Here is a 21,413-nt window from a genome sequence, read left to right on the forward strand (position 1 = left end):
TGGGAAACGATGTGGGAAGGCTTAGACAGCTAGGAGGTTGGCTTAGAAGCAGCCACCCTTTAAAGAAAGCGTAATAGCTCACTAGTCGAGTCGGCCTGCGCGGAAGATGTAACGGGGCTCAAACCATGCACCGAAGCTACGGGTATCACGCAAGTGATGCGGTAGAGGAGCGTTCTGTAAGCCTGTGAAGGTGAGTTGAGAAGCTTGCTGGAGGTATCAGAAGTGCGAATGCTGACATGAGTAACGACAATGGGTGTGAAAAACACCCACGCCGAAAGACCAAGGTTTCCTGCGCAACGTTAATCGACGCAGGGTTAGTCGGTCCCTAAGGCGAGGCTGAAAAGCGTAGTCGATGGAAAACAGGTTAATATTCCTGTACTTCTGGTTATTGCGATGGAGGGACGGAGAAGGCTAGGCCAGCCTGGCGTTGGTTGTCCAGGTTTAAGGTGGTAGGCTGGAATCTTAGGTAAATCCGGGATTCTAAGGCCGAGAGCTGATGACGAGTGTTCTTTTAGAACACGAAGTGGTTGATGCCATGCTTCCAAGAAAAGCTTCTAAGCTTCAGGTAACCAGGAACCGTACCCCAAACCGACACAGGTGGTTGGGTAGAGAATACCAAGGCGCTTGAGAGAACTCGGGTGAAGGAACTAGGCAAAATGGCACCGTAACTTCGGGAGAAGGTGCGCCGGTGAGGGTGAAGGACTTGCTCCGTAAGCTCATGCCGGTCGAAGATACCAGGCCGCTGCGACTGTTTATTAAAAACACAGCACTCTGCAAACACGAAAGTGGACGTATAGGGTGTGACGCCTGCCCGGTGCCGGAAGGTTAATTGATGGGGTTAGCTAACGCGAAGCTCTTGATCGAAGCCCCGGTAAACGGCGGCCGTAACTATAACGGTCCTAAGGTAGCGAAATTCCTTGTCGGGTAAGTTCCGACCTGCACGAATGGCGTAACGATGGCGGCGCTGTCTCCACCCGAGACTCAGTGAAATTGAAATCGCTGTGAAGATGCAGTGTATCCGCGGCTAGACGGAAAGACCCCGTGAACCTTTACTATAGCTTTGCACTGGACTTTGAATTTGCTTGTGTAGGATAGGTGGGAGGCTTTGAAGCGTGGACGCCAGTCTGCGTGGAGCCAACCTTGAAATACCACCCTGGCAACTTTGAGGTTCTAACTCAGGTCCGTTATCCGGATCGAGGACAGTGTATGGTGGGTAGTTTGACTGGGGCGGTCTCCTCCTAAAGAGTAACGGAGGAGTACGAAGGTGCGCTCAGACCGGTCGGAAATCGGTCGTAGAGTATAAAGGCAAAAGCGCGCTTGACTGCGAGACAGACACGTCGAGCAGGTACGAAAGTAGGTCTTAGTGATCCGGTGGTTCTGTATGGAAGGGCCATCGCTCAACGGATAAAAGGTACTCCGGGGATAACAGGCTGATACCGCCCAAGAGTTCATATCGACGGCGGTGTTTGGCACCTCGATGTCGGCTCATCACATCCTGGGGCTGAAGCCGGTCCCAAGGGTATGGCTGTTCGCCATTTAAAGTGGTACGCGAGCTGGGTTTAGAACGTCGTGAGACAGTTCGGTCCCTATCTGCCGTGGACGTTTGAGATTTGAGAGGGGCTGCTCCTAGTACGAGAGGACCGGAGTGGACGAACCTCTGGTGTTCCGGTTGTCACGCCAGTGGCATTGCCGGGTAGCTATGTTCGGAAAAGATAACCGCTGAAAGCATCTAAGCGGGAAACTTGCCTCAAGATGAGATCTCACTGGAACCTTGAGTTCCCTGAAGGGCCGTCGAAGACTACGACGTTGATAGGTTGGGTGTGTAAGCGCTGTGAGGCGTTGAGCTAACCAATACTAATTGCCCGTGAGGCTTGACCATATAACACCCAAGCAATCTGCAGAAAGATGGCAGGTTGCGGTGTGTGAAGACGCATGAAGACGAAAGTTTGCGAACACACAGGCTGTACCTTGATCACATACCCGATTTGCTGAAGCGTTCGAGAGAACGAGTCAGCACCCGAATTTCTTGACGACCATAGAGCGTTGGAACCACCTGATCCCATCCCGAACTCAGCAGTGAAACGATGCATCGCCGATGGTAGTGTGGGGTTTCCCCATGTGAGAGTAGGTCATCGTCAAGATTAAATTCCGAAACCCCATTTGCGAAAGCAGATGGGGTTTTGTTTTTGCGCGCGAAAAAGCGGGTAGCCACTCTCCCCCAGATAACCAGCACATGAGTGCCGCTTGGTAGCGGCTTGCGGCGTGAAAGGCACGCTTGCTTAGGGCTGCTGGATGGCTATCATGCGCGTCTTACTACGAGGCACTCACACCCATGCATACATTGCTAAAGCTGCTTGAAGACGGGGCGTTTCACTCCGGCGAGGATCTGGGGATCGCGCTGGGCGTCAGCCGGAGTGCCGTCTGGAAGAAGCTGCAGCAGGCCCAGGCTGACCTAGGCATCGAGATTTACAAGGTGCGCGGTCGTGGTTACCGTTTGGCTTCGCCGTTTTCGTTTTTGGACGATGAGATGCTGAGCCGTGAGCACGCCGGGTTGGGTTGGACATGCAGGATTCACGACACTATCGACTCAACGAATGCTGAAGCCATGCGAGTGGCGAATTCAGGTGAAGCGCTTCCTGTCTTGGTTCTTGCAGAGCAGCAAACAGCGGGCCGCGGCAGGCGTGGCCGTAAGTGGGTAAGCCCTTTCGCTGAAAATCTCTATTACAGCCTCGCCTTGCGTATGGATGGAGGGACGCGTCGACTCGACGGGCTCAGCCTTCTCGTAGGGCTTGCTGTGGTAGATACCCTGCGCGAGCTCGGTATCTCCTGCGCGGGGTTGAAATGGCCTAACGATATTCTGGTTGGCGGCAAGAAACTCGCTGGAGTGTTGCTCGAGGTAACTGGCGATCCTGCCAATGTGTGCCACGTAGTGATTGGTATTGGGATCAATATCAACATGCGTGAATCCGCTGTCGTCGACCAGGCTTGGACGTCGTTGGCCCTTGAGCTGGGACAGGTACAGGATCGGAACAAAGTTGCCAGCGCGCTCAGCCGACATCTCAGCGCTTATCTTGCTGGTCATCAAGAAAAGGGTTTTGCAGCCTACCGGAGAGATTGGGAGGATAGGCACCTATGGCAAGGGCTGGCGGTCGCTCTAACCGCGGGTGCGAAGATCACCCAGGGCGTTGTCATGGGAGTTGGAGACGATGGAGCGTTACGCCTGGAGGTAGGTGGGCGCGAGGAGCATTTCAGCGGGGGGGAGGTGAGTCTGAGGCTTCAGAGTAATTAGGTCGAAATCAGAGTTGGTAAGTAGGCACACATCCGGATGCGTATCGTTTATGAGGTGGGTATGCGTTGGATTTTTTTGTTGTTACTGATGTTGAACAGTCTTTATTTTGTGTGGCATCAGCAGGATGCGCCGCTACGGCCTAAAGAGGTCGAGCCGCTGGTAACCCATCGAGCTTATGGTCAGGATATTCGGTTGCTAGGCGAGTTGGGGTTGCGTGGCAGTAATGCGCAAACCCCTACAGAGCAAGAGAAGTGCCTCTACCTGGGCGGCACTACCAAGCACGATGAAGCGGCGCTTCTTGAGCAGCGTCTTGTTGCTTTGGATATCGATGCTCACCCTGGACAGCGCCTGGACCAGCAAGGTGGCGTGTACTGGCTGAAAATCGCGCCTGCTAGCCGGCGTCTGATCAGCGAGGCGTTGATGGCCGAGCTCCGCCGGGATTTCCCCATGCTAAAAAATGAAATAATGTCATGTGAAGGCATTGCAACCGCAGATTAGTTTGAATAGAATGGCGCCCGCTTCGCAGTGCAGATCAATTGATAGGTACTGATGCAGCGACAGTCAATGCTTGTAACCTCAAGTTTTTATTGAGAAAAAGATTGACAGAAGGGTGGCATGATATAGAATGCTGCCTCGCTTAGGAGGGGTTCCCGAGCGGCCAAAGGGATCAGACTGTAAATCTGACGTCTACGACTTCGAAGGTTCGAATCCTTCCCCCTCCACCAAATTTTGAGCGTAAGCAGCAAAGCTCAGCGGGTATAGTTTAGTGGTAGAACCTCAGCCTTCCAAGCTGATGATGCGGGTTCGATTCCCGCTACCCGCTCCAGGTTTTCTGTTTGTGCGATGTATTCGCTCTTGTAGCTCAGTTGGTAGAGCACACCCTTGGTAAGGGTGAGGTCAGCGGTTCAAATCCGCTCAAGAGCTCCATTACTAGGGCAGATATGTAAGTATCTGCCTTTGTTTTAAGTGCTACTAATGTCAAGGTTTTCAAGCTCTTGGCGAGATAGCGCTGCAGTGAATCGATCTGTGCGATGCGCAGTTGTCGAGTTGCTGTTGAAATCTTCCTGTCAGGTCAGCATAATGTTCGGCCTGATTTTGCTTTTAGGTCAGTAGCTCAATTGGCAGAGCGACGGTCTCCAAAACCGTAGGTTGGGGGTTCGATTCCCTCCTGACCTGCCAGATTCTCTAAAGTATCTGGCTTTCTTTTCACAGGATTTTAGTAGATGAATCCAAAGGCTGAAGCCCAAGACTCCCGTTTTGATCTCGTGAAGTGGCTTGTAGTAGTGCTTCTGGTAGTCGTGGGTGTCGTTGGAAATCAATACTACTCCGCACAACCAATCCTGTATCGCGTTCTTGCCCTGCTTGTAATCGCCGCTGTTGCAGCCTACGTGGCTCTGCAGACGGGGAAGGGCAAGGCTTTCTTTGTTTTGGCCAAGGAAGCTCGCGCTGAGATTCGTAAAGTCGTGTGGCCTACGCGTCAAGAGACTACCCAGACCACTTTGATCGTGGTCGCAGTGGTTCTCGTTATGGCGCTGCTGTTGTGGGGTTTAGATTCCCTGCTCGGCTGGCTTGTTTCCTTGATTGTCGGCTAAGGGTGTCCCGTGGCTAAGCGTTGGTACGTAGTGCATGCCTACTCGGGTTACGAGAAGCATGTCATGCGCTCACTTGTTGAGCGTGTAAAGCTTGCAGGCATGGAAGATGGCTTCGGCGAAATTCTGGTCCCTACTGAAGAAGTAGTGGAAATGCGTAACGGCCAGAAGCGGAAAAGCGAACGCAAATTCTTCCCTGGCTATGTGCTTGTCCAGATGGACATGAACGAGGGTACTTGGCACTTGGTCAAGGACACTCCTCGCGTGATGGGCTTCATCGGTGGTACGGCAGACAAGCCGGCCCCTATTACCGACAAAGAGGCTGAGGCCATTCTGCGTCGCGTCGCTGATGGTAGCGACAAGCCAAAGCCAAAGACTCTGTTCGAGCCGGGCGAAGTCGTCCGTGTTACAGATGGCCCGTTTGCTGATTTCAACGGTACCGTCGAAGAAGTCAATTACGAGAAGAGCCGGATCCAAGTGGCGGTGCTCATTTTCGGACGCTCCACTCCGGTGGAGCTGGAGTTCAGTCAGGTCGAAAAGGCGTAACTGAGCTCAGAATCCCATACCCCGCAGCCTTGTGCTGTGGGGTTTTTTCGTCACCGGGATAAACGCGCAAGTAACCGGGGAGCCTTTCGAGGCGCTAGAACCCGTAATTGGAGTGCCTCATGGCCAAGAAGATTACCGCTTACATCAAGCTTCAAGTGAAAGCCGCTCAGGCTAACCCGAGCCCGCCTGTTGGTCCTGCACTGGGTCAGCACGGCGTGAACATCATGGAATTCTGCAAAGCGTTCAACGCCCGTACTCAGGGTATTGAGCCAGGCTTGCCGACTCCTGTGATCATCACTGTTTACAGTGACCGCAGCTTCACCTTTGAAACCAAAAGCACCCCGGCTTCGGTACTGCTGAAAAAAGCAGCTGGCCTGACCAGCGGCTCGGCTCGTCCGAACACCGTAAAAGTTGGCACCGTAACCCGTGCTCAGCTGGAAGAAATCGCCAAGGCAAAAAATGCCGACCTGACCGCTGCTGATATGGACGCCGCTGTGCGCACTATCGCCGGTTCCGCTCGTAGCATGGGCCTTAACGTGGAGGGTGTGTAATGGCTAAGCTGACTAAGCGCCAAAAGGCTATCGCTTCCAAAGTTGAAGCTGGCAAATCGTATAACTTCAACGAAGCCGCTGCTCTGCTGGCTGAGTTGTCGACAGTGAAGTTCAGCGAGTCTGTAGACATCGCTGTGAACCTCGGTGTTGATCCTCGTAAATCCGACCAGGTCGTACGTAGCGCTACCGTGCTGCCTCACGGCACTGGCAAGACCGTTCGGGTCGCAGTATTTACTCAGGGTCCAGCTGCTGAAGCTGCTCTGGCTGCAGGCGCTGATCGCGTTGGTATGGACGATCTGGCTGCTGAAATGAAAGGCGGCGACCTGAACTATGACGTCGTAATCGCCTCTCCGGACGCAATGCGTGTTGTTGGTCAGCTGGGTCAGATCCTCGGCCCGCGCGGTCTGATGCCTAACCCTAAAGTCGGTACCGTTACTCCAGACGTAGCCACTGCCGTGAAAAACGCCAAGGCTGGTCAGGTTCGTTATCGCACCGACAAAAATGGCATTATCCACACCTCCGTTGGCAAGGTCGGCTTTGATGCAGACAAGCTGCGTGAGAACGTTGAAGCACTGATCGCTGATCTGAAGCGTATCAAGCCAGCTTCCTCGAAAGGTATCTACGTCAAGCGCGTAACACTGAGCACCACTATGGGCCCAGGCTTGGTCATCGACCAAGGTTCGTTGGACGCGTAAGACTGGCATGGCGCGGGTAACCGCGTCATTGCGAAAATTGGGGTCCCTGCCTGGCGGGGGCTATCCAAGACCGTAGGCGGCGAAAGCCTTAAACCTCAAGCCTACGCAGATGGTGCTCCCGGTTCCTTACCGAATCAGACACCAAAACGACATCCGGCTCAGGTCAGATGAAACGGTAACAAGCAGGAGTTAAACCCGTGGCAATTAAACTCGAAGACAAGAAGGCCATCGTCGCTGAAGTCAACGAGGCTGCCAAAGTCGCTCTGTCTGCTGTTGTGGCTGATGCCCGCGGTGTGACGGTAGGCGCGATGACCGGACTCCGTAAAGAGGCTCGTGAAGCTGGCGTTTACGTACGTGTCGTACGTAACACCCTGCTCAAGCGCGCCGTTGCTGACACTGAATACAGTGTCCTCAACGATGTGTTCACCGGCCCGACCTTGATCGCTTTCTCCAACGAACATCCAGGTGCTGCTGCCCGTTTGTTCAAAGAGTTCGCTAAAGGTCAGGATAAGTTCGAGATCAAGGCAGCTGCGTTCGAGGGCAAGTTCCTCGCAGCTAATCAGATCGACGTACTGGCAACACTGCCGACCCGCAACGAAGCGATTTCGCAGCTGATGAGCGTGATTCAAGGCGCTACCAGCAAGCTCGCTCGTACTCTGGCGGCCATTCGCGAACAGAAAGAAGCCGCTGCAGCCTAAGGGCAGGTACTTCCTCTCGCGTATTTTTGTTTATTTCGATGGTCGCGTAGGCCGTCCCCCAATTCAGGAATTAGAGTCATGTCTATCTCTCAAGACGATATCCTCAACGCCGTAGCTGAAATGTCCGTTCTGCAGGTTGTTGAGCTGATCAAAGCATTCGAAGAAAAATTCGGTGTTAGCGCTGCTGCTGCTTCCGCTGGTCCAGCTGCTGCTGCTGCCGTTGTTGAAGAGCAAACTGAATTCAACGTCATGTTGCTTGAAGCTGGCGAGAAGAAAGTTAACGCGATTAAAGCAGTTCGTGAACTGACCGGTCTGGGCCTGAAAGAAGCCAAGGCAGTAGTTGACGGCGCTCCAGCAATGGTCCTGGAAGCAGTCTCCAAAGACGCTGCTGACAAAGCCAAAGCTGCTCTGGAAGAAGCAGGCGCTAAAGTCGAGCTGAAGTAAGCATCGACTTTGCGTTTCCAGCCCAAGCGTTAAGCGAAAGGCTGATGGCTGGTGGCTTCTGCCACCGGCCTTTTTCCGTTGTTGGCAGCTGATTCGGTTAGCGCTGATTACGTGATCTACCCACCTCGAACGGTGGCGCGAACCATGGGGTTCGCAAGATTTTTCTGGCTGCTCCCGTCGGGAGGAGCCAAACAAGCAGGTGACCAAGCTGGGGAACGCTGATGGCTTACTCATATACTGAGAAAAAACGTATCCGCAAGGACTTTAGCAAGTTGCCGGACGTCATGGATGTGCCTTACCTCCTGGCCATCCAGCTGGATTCGTATCGTGAATTCTTGCAAGCGGGAGCGACTAAAGATCAGTTCCGCGACGTGGGCCTGCATGCGGCCTTCAAATCTGTTTTCCCGATCATCAGCTACTCCGGCAATGCTGCTTTGGAGTATGTGGGTTATCGTCTGGGCGAACCGGCTTTTGATGTCAAGGAATGCGTGCTCCGCGGTGTGACATACGCCGTACCTTTGCGGGTAAAAGTACGTCTGATCATTTTCGACAAAGAATCGTCGAACAAAGCGATCAAGGACATCAAAGAGCAAGAAGTCTACATGGGTGAAATCCCCCTGATGACCGAAAACGGTACCTTCGTTATCAACGGTACCGAACGAGTAATCGTTTCCCAGTTGCACCGTTCCCCGGGCGTGTTCTTTGACCATGACCGCGGTAAGACGCACAGCTCTGGCAAGTTGTTGTACTCGGCTCGCATCATTCCTTACCGTGGTTCGTGGCTGGACTTCGAATTCGATCCGAAAGACTGTGTCTTCGTACGTATCGACCGTCGCCGCAAACTCCCTGCATCGGTTCTGCTCCGTGCATTGGGTTACACCACTGAAGAAGTGCTGGATGCCTTCTACACCACCAACGTATTCCACGTTCAGGGCGAAAACCTGAATCTGGAGTTGGTGCCTCAGCGCCTGCGTGGCGAAATTGCCGTTCTGGATATTCTGGACGACAAGGGCAAGGTGATTGTTGAGCAAGGCCGCCGTATCACGGCTCGCCACATCAACCAGCTCGAAAAAGCGAATATCAAGACCCTTGAAGTTCCGCTCGACTACGTCATCGGCCGCACCAGCGCCAAAGCGATTGTTCATCCGGCGACCGGTGAAATCATTGCCGAGTGCAATACCGAGCTGAACAGCGAGATCCTGGCAAAAATTGCCAAGGCTCAGGTTGTCCGTATCGAGACGCTGTACACGAACGACATCGACTGTGGTCCGTTCATTTCCGACACTCTGAAGATCGACTCGACCGGCAATCAGCTTGAAGCCCTGGTCGAAATCTATCGGATGATGCGTCCTGGCGAGCCACCTACCAAGGATGCCGCCGAGACGTTGTTCAACAACCTGTTCTTCAGTCCAGAGCGCTACGATCTGTCGGCTGTAGGTCGGATGAAGTTCAACCGTCGTATCGGTCGTACCGAGATCGAAGGTTCCGGCGTCCTGCACAAAGACGACATCGTCGCCGTGCTGAAGACCCTGGTCGACATCCGTAATGGTAAGGGCATCGTCGATGACATCGACCACCTTGGTAACCGTCGCGTTCGATGCGTGGGCGAGATGGCCGAGAACCAGTTCCGTGTAGGTCTGGTGCGTGTTGAGCGCGCGGTCAAAGAGCGTCTGTCGATGGCAGAAAGCGAAGGCTTGATGCCTCAGGACCTTATCAATGCCAAGCCTGTTGCGGCAGCGGTGAAAGAGTTCTTCGGTTCCAGCCAGCTTTCCCAGTTCATGGACCAGAACAACCCGCTGTCCGAGATCACTCACAAGCGTCGTGTCTCTGCACTCGGCCCTGGTGGTCTGACGCGTGAGCGTGCTGGCTTTGAAGTTCGTGACGTACACCCGACTCACTACGGCCGTGTATGCCCGATTGAAACGCCGGAAGGTCCGAACATTGGTCTGATCAACTCCCTGGCTGCTTATGCGCGCACCAACCAGTACGGCTTCCTCGAGAGCCCGTACCGTGTGGTTAAAGACGCTCTGGTCACTGACGAAATCGTTTTCCTCTCAGCTATTGAGGAAGCGGATCACGTCATTGCCCAGGCTTCTGCCGCAATGAACGACAAAAAGATCCTGACCGACGAGTTGGTTGCTGTTCGTCACCTGAACGAATTCACCGTCAAGGCGCCGGAAGACGTCACCCTGATGGATGTTTCGCCGAAGCAGGTTGTTTCGGTTGCAGCATCGCTGATCCCGTTCCTGGAACACGACGACGCCAACCGTGCGTTGATGGGTTCCAACATGCAGCGTCAGGCTGTCCCAACACTGCGCGCTGACAAGCCGCTGGTTGGTACTGGCATGGAGCGCAACGTTGCGCGTGACTCCGGTGTTTGCGTCGTGGCCCGTCGTGGCGGCGTCATCGATTCCGTAGACGCCAGCCGTATCGTGGTTCGTGTTGCAGATGACGAAGTTGAGACAGGCGAAGCCGGTGTCGACATCTACAACCTGACCAAGTACACACGTTCGAACCAGAACACCTGCATCAACCAGCGTCCGCTGGTGAGCAAGGGTGATCGCGTTCAACGTAGCGACATCATGGCTGACGGTCCGTCCACCGATATGGGTGAACTGGCACTGGGTCAGAACATGCGCATCGCGTTCATGGCGTGGAACGGCTTCAACTTCGAAGACTCCATCTGCCTGTCCGAGCGTGTTGTTCAGGAAGACCGCTTCACCACGATCCACATTCAGGAACTGACCTGCGTGGCGCGTGATACCAAACTCGGGCCTGAAGAGATCACTGCTGACATCCCTAACGTGGGTGAAGCGGCGCTGAACAAGCTCGACGAAGCCGGTATCGTTTATGTGGGTGCGGAAGTCGGCGCTGGCGACATTCTGGTAGGTAAGGTCACTCCGAAAGGCGAGACCCAGCTGACTCCGGAAGAGAAGCTGCTGCGCGCAATCTTCGGTGAAAAAGCCAGTGACGTTAAAGACACCTCCTTGCGCGTACCTACCGGTACCAAAGGCACCGTCATTGATGTCCAGGTCTTCACGCGTGATGGCGTTGAGCGTGATGCTCGTGCGCTGTCCATCGAGAAGAGCCAGCTTGACGAGATCCGCAAGGACTTGAACGAAGAGTTCCGCATTGTCGAAGGCGCGACGTTCGAGCGTCTGCGTTCCGCTCTGGTAGGTCGTACCGCCGAAGGTGGTGCCGGCCTGAAGAAAGGGCAGGAAATCACCAACGAAGTTCTGGACGGTCTGGAACATGGTCAGTGGTTCAAGCTGCGCATGGTTGAAGATGCGCTGAACGAGCAGCTCGAAAAGGCTCAGGCGTATATCGTTGACCGTCGCCGTCTGCTTGACGACAAGTTTGAAGACAAGAAGCGCAAGCTGCAGCAGGGCGATGACCTTGCTCCAGGCGTGCTGAAGATCGTCAAGGTCTACTTGGCCATTCGCCGCCGCATCCAGCCGGGCGACAAGATGGCCGGTCGTCACGGTAACAAAGGTGTGGTCTCCGTGATCATGCCGGTTGAAGACATGCCGCACGATGCCAACGGCACGCCTGTGGATATCGTCCTCAACCCGTTGGGTGTACCTTCGCGTATGAACGTCGGTCAGATTCTCGAAACTCACCTGGGCCTCGCGGCTAAAGGGTTGGGCGAGAAGATCAACCGCATGCTTGAAGAGCAGCGTAAAGTCGTTGAACTGCGCAAGTTCCTGAACGAGATCTACAACGAGATTGGCGGCCGTCAGGAAAGTCTTGATGACCTGACTGATCAGGAAATTCTGGATCTGGCGAAAAACCTGCGTGGCGGTGTTCCAATGGCTACCCCGGTGTTCGACGGTGCCAAGGAATCCGAAATCAAGGCAATGCTCCGCCTGGCGGACATGCCGGACAGTGGCCAGATGCAGCTGTTCGACGGCCGTACCGGTAACAAGTTTGAGCGTCCGGTCACCGTTGGCTACATGTACATGCTGAAGCTGAACCACTTGGTGGACGACAAGATGCACGCGCGTTCCACTGGTTCCTACAGCCTGGTCACCCAGCAGCCGCTGGGTGGTAAGGCTCAGTTCGGTGGTCAGCGTTTCGGGGAGATGGAAGTCTGGGCGCTGGAAGCATATGGCGCGGCGTACACTCTGCAAGAAATGCTCACCGTGAAGTCGGACGACGTGAACGGCCGTACCAAGATGTACAAGAACATCGTGGACGGCGATCACCGTATGGAGCCGGGCATGCCCGAGTCCTTCAACGTGTTGATCAAAGAAATCCGTTCGCTCGGTATCGATATCGATCTGGAAACCGAATAACACGTGACGCGAATCGAGGGTGGGTCGGTATGACCGCCCTCTGCTCCGCCAGGAGGAAAGGCCTTGAAAGACCTACTGAATTTGCTGAAAAACCAGGGTCAAGTCGAAGAGTTCGACGCCATCCGTATCGGGTTGGCATCGCCTGAGATGATCCGTTCGTGGTCGTTCGGTGAAGTTAAAAAGCCGGAAACCATCAACTACCGTACGTTCAAGCCTGAGCGTGACGGCCTGTTCTGCGCCAAGATCTTTGGCCCGGTCAAGGATTACGAGTGCCTGTGCGGTAAGTACAAGCGCTTGAAACATCGTGGCGTCATCTGCGAGAAGTGTGGCGTTGAAGTCGCACTGGCCAAAGTCCGTCGTGAGCGTATGGCTCACATCGAGCTGGCATCGCCGGTAGCTCACATCTGGTTCCTTAAATCGCTGCCATCCCGTATCGGCTTGCTGATGGACATGACCCTGCGTGATATCGAACGCGTTCTCTATTTCGAGAGCTATGTCGTTATCGATCCGGGCATGACCACGCTCGAAAAAGGGCAGCTGCTGAACGACGAGCAATACTTCGAAGCCCTCGAAGAGTTCGGCGATGACTTCGACGCCCGCATGGGTGCCGAGGCTGTCCGTGAGCTGCTGCACGCTATTGATCTGGAGCACGAGATTGGCCGTCTGCGCGAAGAGATTCCGCAAACCAACTCTGAAACCAAAATCAAGAAGCTGTCCAAGCGTCTGAAGTTGATGGAAGCCTTCCAGGGTTCCGGCAACCTTCCAGAGTGGATGGTGTTGACCGTTCTGCCGGTTCTGCCGCCAGACCTGCGTCCACTGGTTCCACTGGATGGTGGTCGTTTCGCGACGTCTGACCTCAACGATCTCTATCGTCGGGTGATCAACCGTAACAACCGTTTGAAGCGCCTGCTGGATCTGTCTGCTCCTGACATCATCGTGCGCAACGAAAAGCGCATGCTGCAGGAAGCTGTGGACGCCTTGCTCGATAACGGTCGCCGCGGTCGCGCCATCACAGGTTCCAACAAGCGTCCTCTGAAATCCCTGGCTGACATGATCAAGGGTAAGCAAGGTCGTTTCCGTCAGAACTTGCTCGGTAAGCGCGTTGACTACTCTGGCCGTTCGGTAATTACCGTAGGTCCGACCCTGCGTCTGCATCAGTGCGGTCTGCCTAAGAAGATGGCACTTGAGCTGTTCAAGCCGTTCATTTTCGGCAAGCTGGAAATGCGTGGTCTCGCTACCACCATTAAAGCTGCCAAGAAAATGGTCGAGCGCGAGCTGCCAGAAGTCTGGGACGTTCTCGCCGAAGTCATTCGCGAACACCCAGTGCTTCTGAACCGTGCACCGACGCTTCACCGTCTGGGTATCCAGGCGTTCGAGCCGGTTCTCATCGAAGGTAAAGCGATCCAGCTGCACCCGTTGGTTTGTGCGGCCTACAACGCCGACTTCGACGGTGACCAGATGGCTGTCCACGTGCCGCTGACGCTGGAAGCCCAGCTCGAAGCCCGTGCGTTGATGATGTCGACCAACAACATTCTGTCGCCAGCGAACGGTGAGCCAATCATCGTGCCTTCGCAGGACGTTGTATTGGGTCTGTACTACATGACCCGTGAAGCGATCAACGCCAAAGGCGAAGGTCGTGTATTCGCGGATCTGCAGGAAGTTGACCGTGTGTTCCGTGCCGGCGAAGCCGCACTGCATGCGAAAGTAAAAGTGCGCATCAACGAAACGGTCAATGATCGTGACGGCGGCAGCGTCAAGAACACTCGTATCGTCGACACAACCGTTGGCCGTGCGCTGCTGTTCCAGGTGGTTCCGGCCGGCCTGTCATACGACGTCGTCAACCAGCCGATGAAGAAGAAGGCGATCTCCAAGCTGATCAACCAGTGCTATCGCGTGGTTGGCCTGAAAGAGACCGTTATCTTCGCTGACCAGTTGATGTACACCGGTTTTGCCTATTCGACGATCTCGGGTGTTTCCATCGGTGTTAACGACTTCGTTATCCCTGATGAAAAAGCTCGCATCATCGACGCCGCAACCGACGAAGTGAAAGAGATCGAAAGTCAGTACGCTTCGGGCCTGGTTACCCAGGGCGAGAAGTACAACAAGGTGATCGACCTTTGGTCCAAGGCCAACGATGAAGTCTCGAAAGCGATGATGTCGAACCTCTCGAAAGAGAAGGTTGTCGACCGCCACGGTGAGACCGTTGACCAGGAATCCTTCAACTCGATGTACATGATGGCCGACTCTGGTGCGCGGGGTTCCGCAGCACAGATTCGTCAGCTGGCAGGTATGCGTGGTCTGATGGCCAAGCCGGATGGCTCGATCATCGAGACGCCGATCACTGCGAACTTCCGCGAAGGTTTGAGCGTACTTCAGTACTTCATCTCGACTCACGGTGCTCGTAAGGGTCTGGCGGATACCGCGTTGAAAACCGCGAACTCCGGTTACCTGACTCGTCGTCTCGTGGACGTGGCACAGGATCTGGTCGTTACCGAGGTTGACTGCGGTACCGAGCACGGTCTGGTAATGACACCGCACATCGAAGGCGGTGATGTCGTAGAGCCGCTGGGTGAGCGCGTACTGGGTCGAGTGATCGCCCGTGACGTATTCAAGCCTGGCACTGAAGATGTCATCGTTCCAGGCGGGACGCTGGTTGATGAGAAGTGGGTCGAATTCATCGAGCTGAACAGCATTGACGAAGTCATCGTGCGCTCGCCAATCAGTTGCGAAACCCGTTTCGGTATCTGTGCCAAGTGTTATGGCCGTGATCTGGCACGCGGTCACCAGGTGAACATCGGTGAAGCTGTCGGCGTTATCGCTGCGCAGTCGATCGGTGAACCGGGTACCCAGCTGACCATGCGTACATTCCACATCGGTGGTGCGGCAAGCCGTACGTCTGCTGCGGACAGTGTCCAGGTCAAGAACGGCGGTATCGTTCGCCTGCACAACCTGAAGCACGTTGAGCGTCTTGATGGCCACCTGGTCGCGGTTTCGCGTTCGGGTGAGCTGGCAATTGCCGACGAATTCGGGCGTGAGCGCGAGCGTTACAAGCTGCCGTACGGCGCCGTGATTCTGGTGAAGGAAGGTGACAAGGTCGACGCTGGGTCCATCGTGGCCAAGTGGGATCCGCACACTCACCCAATCGTCACCGAGATGAAAGGTACCGTGACCTACGTGGGCATGGAGGAAGGTATTACGATCAAGCGCCAGACCGACGAATTGACCGGTTTGACCAACATCGAAGTACTGGATGCCAAAGATCGTCCTGCAGCAGGTAAAGACATTCGTCCTGCGGTCAAGATGGTTGGTGTTGACGGCAAGGATCTGCTGCTGCCGGGTACTGACGTACCTGCTCAGTACTTCCTGCCGGCAAACGCCCTCGTCGGTGTTGCGGATGGTGTGCAAGTGGGGGTGGGTGACGTTATCGCCCGTATCCCGCAAGAGACCTCCAAGACTCGTGACATCACGGGTGGTCTGCCGCGCGTTGCTGACTTGTTCGAAGCGCGTCGTCCTAAAGAAGCGTCGATCCTCGCTGAAGTCAGCGGTACCATTGCGTTCGGTAAAGAGACGAAAGGCAAGCGCCGTCTGGTTATCACGCCAAATGATGGTACTGATCCGTACGAAGAGCTGATTCCTAAGTGGCGTCACCTGAACGTCTTTGAAGGTGAGCAGGTCAGCCGTGGTGAGGTTATCTCCGACGGTCCTAGCGATCCGCACGACATCCTGCGTTTGCTGGGTGTCAGCGCTCTGGCGAAATACATCGTCAACGAGATTCAGGACGTTTACCGCCTGCAAGGCGTGAAGATCAACGACAAGCACATCGAGACGATCCTTCGCCAGATGCTGCGTAAAGTCGAGATCGCTGAGTCGGGCGACTCCAGCTTCATCAAGGGCGACCAGATGGAGTTGACGCACGTACTGGTTGAAAACGAACGCTTGGCAGCCGACGAGAAATTTGTTTCCAAATTCACTCGTGTGTTGCTTGGTATCACCAAGGCCTCGCTGTCCACCGAATCGTTCATCTCGGCGGCCTCCTTCCAGGAGACCACTCGCGTACTGACTGAAGCGGCGGTTACTGGCAAGCGCGATTACCTGCGCGGCCTGAAAGAAAACGTAGTCGTGGGTCGTCTGATCCCGGCAGGTACCGGTTTGGCATATCACAGCGAGCGCAAGCGTCGTCGTGAAGCTGACAAGCCAACGCGTGTAAGTGCGAGCGAAGTTGAAGCCGCGCTGACTGAAGCGTTGAACTCAAGCAGTAATTGAGAGTAAGGCCCCGATTTTCATAGCCATTGGTCTCACCCGGTTTCGATGGGTTGCCAGTGGTTGTGGACGTCGGGGCTTTGCCTTGACTGGGGGCAGGATCCTCTTTAGACTCTTGTACCCCTAAATCTGGCGGGACGTATGTCCTGCCATTTTGCTTTTCTTGTAAGACAATAGCGTCGCAAGACAACAGTGGAGCTAGTAGATGGCAACTATCAACCAGCTGGTACGTCAGCCGCGTAAGCGTATCGTCGAGAAATCCGACGTGCCTGCGCTGCAGAACTGCCCGCAGCGTCGTGGTGTGTGCACTCGCGTGTACACAACTACGCCGAAAAAACCTAACTCGGCATTGCGTAAAGTCTGCCGTGTGCGTCTGACCAACGGTTTCGAGGTTTCCTCGTACATCGGCGGTGAAGGCCACAACCTGCAAGAGCACAGCGTCGTACTGATTCGCGGCGGCCGTGTAAAAGACTTGCCAGGTGTTCGTTACCACACCGTTCGCGGTTCGTTGGATACTTCCGGTGTTAAAGGTCGTAACCAGGGTCGTTCGAAGTACGGTACCAAGAAGCCTAAGTAGTAGCGGCTTTTTGTAAAAACTGAATCATCTTATTTTCTGAGTCGATAAGAGTAAGGTCGGAAGCGCCATTAGGTGCTGATTCCGAGCGAACCTGAAGACCGTTTGAGGGCTTATCCATGCCAAGAAGACGCGTAGCAGCCAAGCGCGAAGTGCTTGACGATCCAAAATACGGCAGCCAGATTCTGGCCAAGTTCATGAACCACGTTATGGAAAGCGGCAAGAAAGCCGTTGCCGAACGTATCGTTTATGGCGCGCTGGAAAAGGTTAAAGAACGCAAGAACTCCGATCCCCTGGAAATCTTCGAGAAAGCTCTCGACGCCATCGCTCCGCTGGTCGAAGTGAAGTCGCGCCGTGTAGGCGGTGCTACTTACCAGGTTCCGGTCGAAGTTCGTCCGTCCCGTCGTAATGCTCTGGCAATGCGTTGGCTGGTAGACTTCGCGCGCAAGCGCGGTGAGAAGTCTATGGCTCTGCGTTTGGCTGGCGAACTGTTGGACGCCGCCGAAGGTAAAGGTGCTGCGGTCAAGAAGCGTGAAGACGTGCACCGTATGGCTGAAGCCAACAAAGCTTTCTCGCACTACCGCTTCTAATTTCAGCGTCACTAATTTTGCGAGGGCTTTATGGCTCGTACTACACCGATCAGCCGTTACCGTAACATTGGTATCGTTGCTCACGTGGATGCTGGTAAAACCACCACCACCGAGCGCGTCCTTTTTTACACCGGCAAAAGCCACAAGATGGGCGAGGTGCATGATGGCGCCGCGACCACCGACTGGATGGTTCAGGAGCAGGAGCGTGGTATTACCATTACTTCTGCTGCTATTACTGCCTTTTGGCAGGGTTCCGAGAAGCAGCACAAAGATCAGTATCGCTTCAACGTGATTGACACCCCGGGCCACGTAGACTTCACGATTGAAGTTGAACGTTCCCTGCGTGTACTCGACGGTGCGGTCGTGGTTTTCTGTGGTACCTCGGGCGTAGAGCCGCAGTCGGAAACCGTATGGCGTCAGGCCAACAAGTACGGTGTTCCACGTCTTGTGTACGTAAACAAGATGGACCGTGCAGGTGCAGATTTCCTGCGCGTAATTGGTCAGATCAAGCAGCGTCTGGGTCACACTCCGGTTCCTATCCAGCTGGCTATCGGTTCCGAAGACAACTTCCAGGGTCAGATCGATCTGATGTCCATGGAAGCGGTCTACTGGAACGATTCCGACAAGGGTATGGTCCCTGTTCGCAAGCCTATCCCTGCTGAGCTGCAGGAACTGGCTGACGAGTGGCGCGGCAACATGGTTGAGGCTGCGGCCGAAGCCAGCGAAGAGCTGATGAACAAGTACCTCGAAGGTGAAGAGCTCACCAACGCGGAAATCAAGGATGCTCTGCGTCAGCGTACTATCGCTGGCGAAATCGTCCTGGCTGTTTGCGGTTCTTCCTTCAAGAACAAGGGCGTTCCCCTGGTTCTCGACGCCGTGATCGACTATCTGCCGGCACCGGTTGATATCCCTGCCATCAAGGGCACTGACCCGGATGACGAGACTATCAATCTGGAGCGTCACGCAGACGACAACGAGCCGTTCTCGGCTCTGGCGTTCAAGATCGCGACTGACCCATTCGTGGGTACCCTGACCTTCGTCCGTGTTTACTCGGGCGTGTTGGCATCCGGCGACGGCGTGATCAACTCCGTCAAGGGTAAGAAAGAGCGCGTGGGTCGTATGGTGCAAATGCACGCTAACGCTCGCGAAGAGATCAAGGAAGTACGCGCTGGTGACATCGCGGCCTTGATCGGCATGAAGGACGTCACCACTGGTGAAACCTTGTGCAACGCTGACAAGCCAATCATCCTGGTACGGATGGACTTCCCGGAGCCCGTTATTTCGGTTGCCGTAGAGCCTAAGACCAAGGATGACCAGGAAAAAATGGGTATCGCACTGGGCAAGCTTGCTCAGGAAGACCCGTCTTTCCGCGTTAAAACTGATGAAGAGACTGGTCAAACGATCATCTCTGGCATGGGCGAATTGCACCTGGACATCCTGGTTGACCGGATGCGCCGTGAGTTCAACGTCGAAGCCAACATCGGTAAGCCTCAGGTTTCGTATCGTGAGCGCATCACGAAGAACTGTGAAATCGAAGGCAAGTTCGTTCGCCAGTCCGGCGGTCGTGGTCAGTTCGGCCACTGCTGGATCCGTTTTGCGCCTGCTGACGAAGGTCAGGAAGGTCTGCAATTCGTGAACGAAGTAGTGGGTGGTGTGGTTCCTAAGGAATACATCCCGGCTATCCAGAAGGGCATCGAAGAGCAGATGAAGAACGGCGTTGTTGCCGGGTATCCGCTGATCGGCCTGAAGGCTACCGTGTTTGATGGTTCTTACCACGACGTCGACTCGAACGAGATGGCGTTTAAGGTGGCTGCGTCCATGGCGACCAAGCAACTGGCCCAGAAGGGCGGCGGTGAGTTGCTTGAGCCGATCATGGCTGTAGAGGTTGTTACGCCTGAAGACTATATGGGTGACGTGATGGGCGACCTTAACCGTCGTCGCGGCATGATCCTGGGTATGGAAGATACGGTCTCCGGCAAGGTAATTCGTGCCGAGGTTCCGTTGGGTGAGATGTTCGGTTATGCGACCGACGTTCGCTCCATGTCCCAGGGTCGCGCAAGCTACTCTATGGAATTCAAAAAATACAATACAGCTCCGTCGCACATCGTCGAAACTGTAACCAAAAAACAAGGCTGATTCAGCGCCTTTAGGCTAGGAGTTATTTGTCGTGGCTAAAGAAAAATTTGATCGTTCCCTTCCACACGTCAACGTTGGCACTATCGGTCACGTTGACCATGGTAAAACCACGCTGACCGCTGCTCTGACTCGCGTCTGCTCCGAAGTTTTCGGTTCGGCCGCTGTTTCTTTCGACAAGATCGACAGCGCACCAGAAGAGAAAGCTCGCGGTATCACCATCAACACCGCTCACGTTGAGTACAACTCGGCCGTGCGTCACTACGCACACGTTGACTGCCCAGGTCACGCCGACTACGTGAAGAACATGATCACCGGTGCTGCCCAAATGGACGGCGCTATCCTGGTTTGTTCGGCTGCTGATGGTCCGATGCCACAAACTCGTGAGCACATCCTGCTGTCCCGTCAGGTAGGCGTTCCGTACATCGTGGTCTTCCTGAACAAGGCTGACCTGGTAGACGACGCTGAGCTGCTGGAACTGGTTGAGATGGAAGTGCGCGATCTGCTGAGCACTTACGACTTCCCGGGCGACGACACTCCAATCATCATCGGCTCCGCCCGTATGGCGTTGGAAGGCAAAGACGACAACGAGATGGGCACCACTGCCGTCAAGAAGTTGGTTGAAACTCTGGACAGCTACATCCCTCAGCCAGAGCGTGCTGTTGACAAGCCGTTCCTGATGCCAATCGAAGACGTATTCTCGATCTCTGGTCGCGGTACTGTTGTGACTGGTCGTGTTGAGCGCGGTATTGTCAAGGTTCAAGATCCACTGGAAATCGTTGGTCTTCGTGACACTACCGTCACCACCTGCACCGGTGTTGAAATGTTCCGTAAGCTGCTCGACGAAGGTCGTGCTGGCGAGAACTGCGGCGTTCTGTTGCGCGGCACCAAGCGTGACGACGTTGAGCGTGGCCAGGTTTTGGTCAAGCCAGGTACTGTCAAGCCGCACACTCAGTTCGAAGCTGAAATCTACGTTCTGAGCAAAGAAGAAGGCGGTCGTCACACTCCGTTCTTCAAAGGCTACCGTCCACAGTTCTACTTCCGTACTACCGACGTAACTGGTAGCTGCGAACTGCCGGAAGGCGTTGAGATGGTTATGCCAGGTGATAACGTGAAAGTTTCCGTTACCCTGATCAAGCCAATCGCAATGGAAGACGGTCTGCGTTTCGCTATCCGTGAAGGCGGTCGTACCGTCGGCGCTGGCGTCGTAGCCAAAATCATCGCGTAAGCGATGATCTTCAAAAAGAGCCCCCGCTTGCGGGGGCTTTTTTATTGGGTTGACACCCTGTTAGCTCGTCTATAGAATTGCGCCTCCTTTAAACGGGCGTATTGCGCTCGGTGGGAAGTAGCCTGGAGTCTGAAATCCAATGCAAAATCAGCAAATCCGTATCAGGTTGAAGGCTTTTGATCATCGCCTGATCGACCAATCCACCCAGGAAATCGTGGAAACCGCGAAACGTACTGGTGCTCAAGTGCGTGGTCCGATTCCACTCCCTACCCGTAAAGAGCGGTTCACCGTTCTGGTTTCTCCGCACGTCAACAAAGACGCGCGCGACCAGTACGAGATCCGCACTCATAAGCGTGTTCTGGACATCGTCCAGCCAACGGATAAAACCGTTGACGCGCTGATGAAGCTTGATCTTGCGGCAGGTGTGGAAGTACAGATCAGCCTCGGCTAAGACTCGGGTCTTAGTCGTGTAACGCTCTGAAATGGGCGGCCATAGCGGGTGAAAGCCCCGTACACTCATG

At 54.8% G+C, this 21,413-nt stretch carries 15 protein-coding genes, 4 tRNA genes and 2 rRNA genes (1 of these 21 only partly in view); all 21 read left to right on the forward strand.

The window, feature by feature from the left end; translation table 11 throughout:
* Nucleotides 1-1,879: ribosomal RNA gene (locus OKW98_RS04220) — 23S ribosomal RNA — on the forward strand; it begins 1,013 nt to the left of the window's first position.
* A 146-nt stretch (nucleotides 1,880-2,025) separates the two neighbouring features.
* Nucleotides 2,026-2,141 (forward strand): 5S ribosomal RNA (rrf, locus tag OKW98_RS04225).
* Nucleotides 2,142-2,332: 191 nt separating this feature from the next.
* Nucleotides 2,333-3,289 carry a bifunctional biotin--[acetyl-CoA-carboxylase] ligase/biotin operon repressor BirA gene (birA, locus tag OKW98_RS04230; RefSeq protein WP_265388101.1) on the forward strand — a complete coding sequence of 319 codons (957 nt, stop codon included), beginning with the start codon at nucleotides 2,333-2,335 and terminating at the stop codon, nucleotides 3,287-3,289.
* Nucleotides 3,290-3,349: 60 nt separating this feature from the next.
* Complete coding sequence (locus OKW98_RS04235) at nucleotides 3,350-3,787, forward strand: hypothetical protein (protein ID WP_265389645.1); 438 nt, start codon at nucleotides 3,350-3,352, stop codon at nucleotides 3,785-3,787.
* Nucleotides 3,788-3,929: 142 nt separating this feature from the next.
* Nucleotides 3,930-4,014 (forward strand) — tRNA-Tyr (locus OKW98_RS04240).
* Between the two features lie 27 nt (nucleotides 4,015-4,041).
* A tRNA-Gly gene (locus tag OKW98_RS04245) sits at nucleotides 4,042-4,115 on the forward strand.
* A gap of 25 nt (nucleotides 4,116-4,140) precedes the next feature.
* A tRNA-Thr gene (locus OKW98_RS04250) sits at nucleotides 4,141-4,216 on the forward strand.
* A 176-nt stretch (nucleotides 4,217-4,392) separates the two neighbouring features.
* A tRNA-Trp gene (locus tag OKW98_RS04255) sits at nucleotides 4,393-4,468 on the forward strand.
* A gap of 44 nt (nucleotides 4,469-4,512) precedes the next feature.
* Nucleotides 4,513-4,881 (forward strand): preprotein translocase subunit SecE, encoded by a 369-nt coding sequence (gene secE, locus OKW98_RS04260; protein ID WP_037017694.1) that lies wholly within the window; start codon nucleotides 4,513-4,515, stop codon nucleotides 4,879-4,881.
* A gap of 9 nt (nucleotides 4,882-4,890) precedes the next feature.
* The gene (gene nusG / locus OKW98_RS04265; protein WP_003317113.1) at nucleotides 4,891-5,424 is read left to right on the forward strand and encodes a transcription termination/antitermination protein NusG; all 534 of its coding nucleotides are present in this window, start codon (nucleotides 4,891-4,893) and stop codon (nucleotides 5,422-5,424) included.
* Nucleotides 5,425-5,543: 119 nt separating this feature from the next.
* Nucleotides 5,544-5,975, forward strand: coding sequence for a 50S ribosomal protein L11 (gene rplK / locus OKW98_RS04270; RefSeq protein WP_037017696.1), 432 nt, complete (start codon nucleotides 5,544-5,546; stop codon nucleotides 5,973-5,975).
* Entirely contained in the window at nucleotides 5,975-6,670 is a 696-nt protein-coding gene (rplA, locus tag OKW98_RS04275; RefSeq protein ID WP_265388102.1) for a 50S ribosomal protein L1, read from the forward strand. Before rplK ends, rplA begins: the two co-directional genes overlap by 1 nt.
* A 197-nt stretch (nucleotides 6,671-6,867) precedes the next feature.
* Nucleotides 6,868-7,368, forward strand: a complete 501-nt coding sequence (gene rplJ / locus OKW98_RS04280) for a 50S ribosomal protein L10 (RefSeq protein WP_133775993.1) — start codon at nucleotides 6,868-6,870, stop codon at nucleotides 7,366-7,368.
* A 78-nt stretch (nucleotides 7,369-7,446) separates the two neighbouring features.
* Complete coding sequence (rplL, locus tag OKW98_RS04285) at nucleotides 7,447-7,812, forward strand: 50S ribosomal protein L7/L12 (RefSeq protein ID WP_237254168.1); 366 nt, start codon at nucleotides 7,447-7,449, stop codon at nucleotides 7,810-7,812.
* 221 nt (nucleotides 7,813-8,033) lie between these two features.
* Nucleotides 8,034-12,107 (forward strand): DNA-directed RNA polymerase subunit beta, encoded by a 4,074-nt coding sequence (gene rpoB / locus OKW98_RS04290; RefSeq protein ID WP_265388103.1) that lies wholly within the window; start codon nucleotides 8,034-8,036, stop codon nucleotides 12,105-12,107.
* A gap of 63 nt (nucleotides 12,108-12,170) precedes the next feature.
* Complete coding sequence (gene rpoC / locus OKW98_RS04295; RefSeq protein ID WP_265388104.1) at nucleotides 12,171-16,370, forward strand: DNA-directed RNA polymerase subunit beta'; 4,200 nt, start codon at nucleotides 12,171-12,173, stop codon at nucleotides 16,368-16,370.
* 202 nt (nucleotides 16,371-16,572) lie between these two features.
* Complete coding sequence (rpsL, locus tag OKW98_RS04300) at nucleotides 16,573-16,944, forward strand: 30S ribosomal protein S12 (RefSeq protein WP_002555494.1); 372 nt, start codon at nucleotides 16,573-16,575, stop codon at nucleotides 16,942-16,944.
* 116 nt (nucleotides 16,945-17,060) lie between these two features.
* The gene (gene rpsG, locus OKW98_RS04305) at nucleotides 17,061-17,531 is read left to right on the forward strand and encodes a 30S ribosomal protein S7 (protein WP_002555493.1); all 471 of its coding nucleotides are present in this window, start codon (nucleotides 17,061-17,063) and stop codon (nucleotides 17,529-17,531) included.
* Nucleotides 17,532-17,561: 30 nt separating this feature from the next.
* Complete coding sequence (gene fusA / locus OKW98_RS04310; protein WP_265388106.1) at nucleotides 17,562-19,667, forward strand: elongation factor G; 2,106 nt, start codon at nucleotides 17,562-17,564, stop codon at nucleotides 19,665-19,667.
* Between the two features lie 31 nt (nucleotides 19,668-19,698).
* Nucleotides 19,699-20,892, forward strand: coding sequence for an elongation factor Tu (gene tuf / locus OKW98_RS04315; RefSeq protein ID WP_265388107.1), 1,194 nt, complete (start codon nucleotides 19,699-19,701; stop codon nucleotides 20,890-20,892).
* A gap of 139 nt (nucleotides 20,893-21,031) precedes the next feature.
* Nucleotides 21,032-21,343 (forward strand): 30S ribosomal protein S10, encoded by a 312-nt coding sequence (rpsJ, locus tag OKW98_RS04320; RefSeq protein ID WP_003186070.1) that lies wholly within the window; start codon nucleotides 21,032-21,034, stop codon nucleotides 21,341-21,343.
* Nucleotides 21,344-21,413: the final 70 nt, after the last annotated feature.

The organism is Pseudomonas sp. KU26590, assembly GCF_026153515.1.
Taxonomy (GTDB): Bacteria; Pseudomonadota; Gammaproteobacteria; order Pseudomonadales; family Pseudomonadaceae; genus Aquipseudomonas.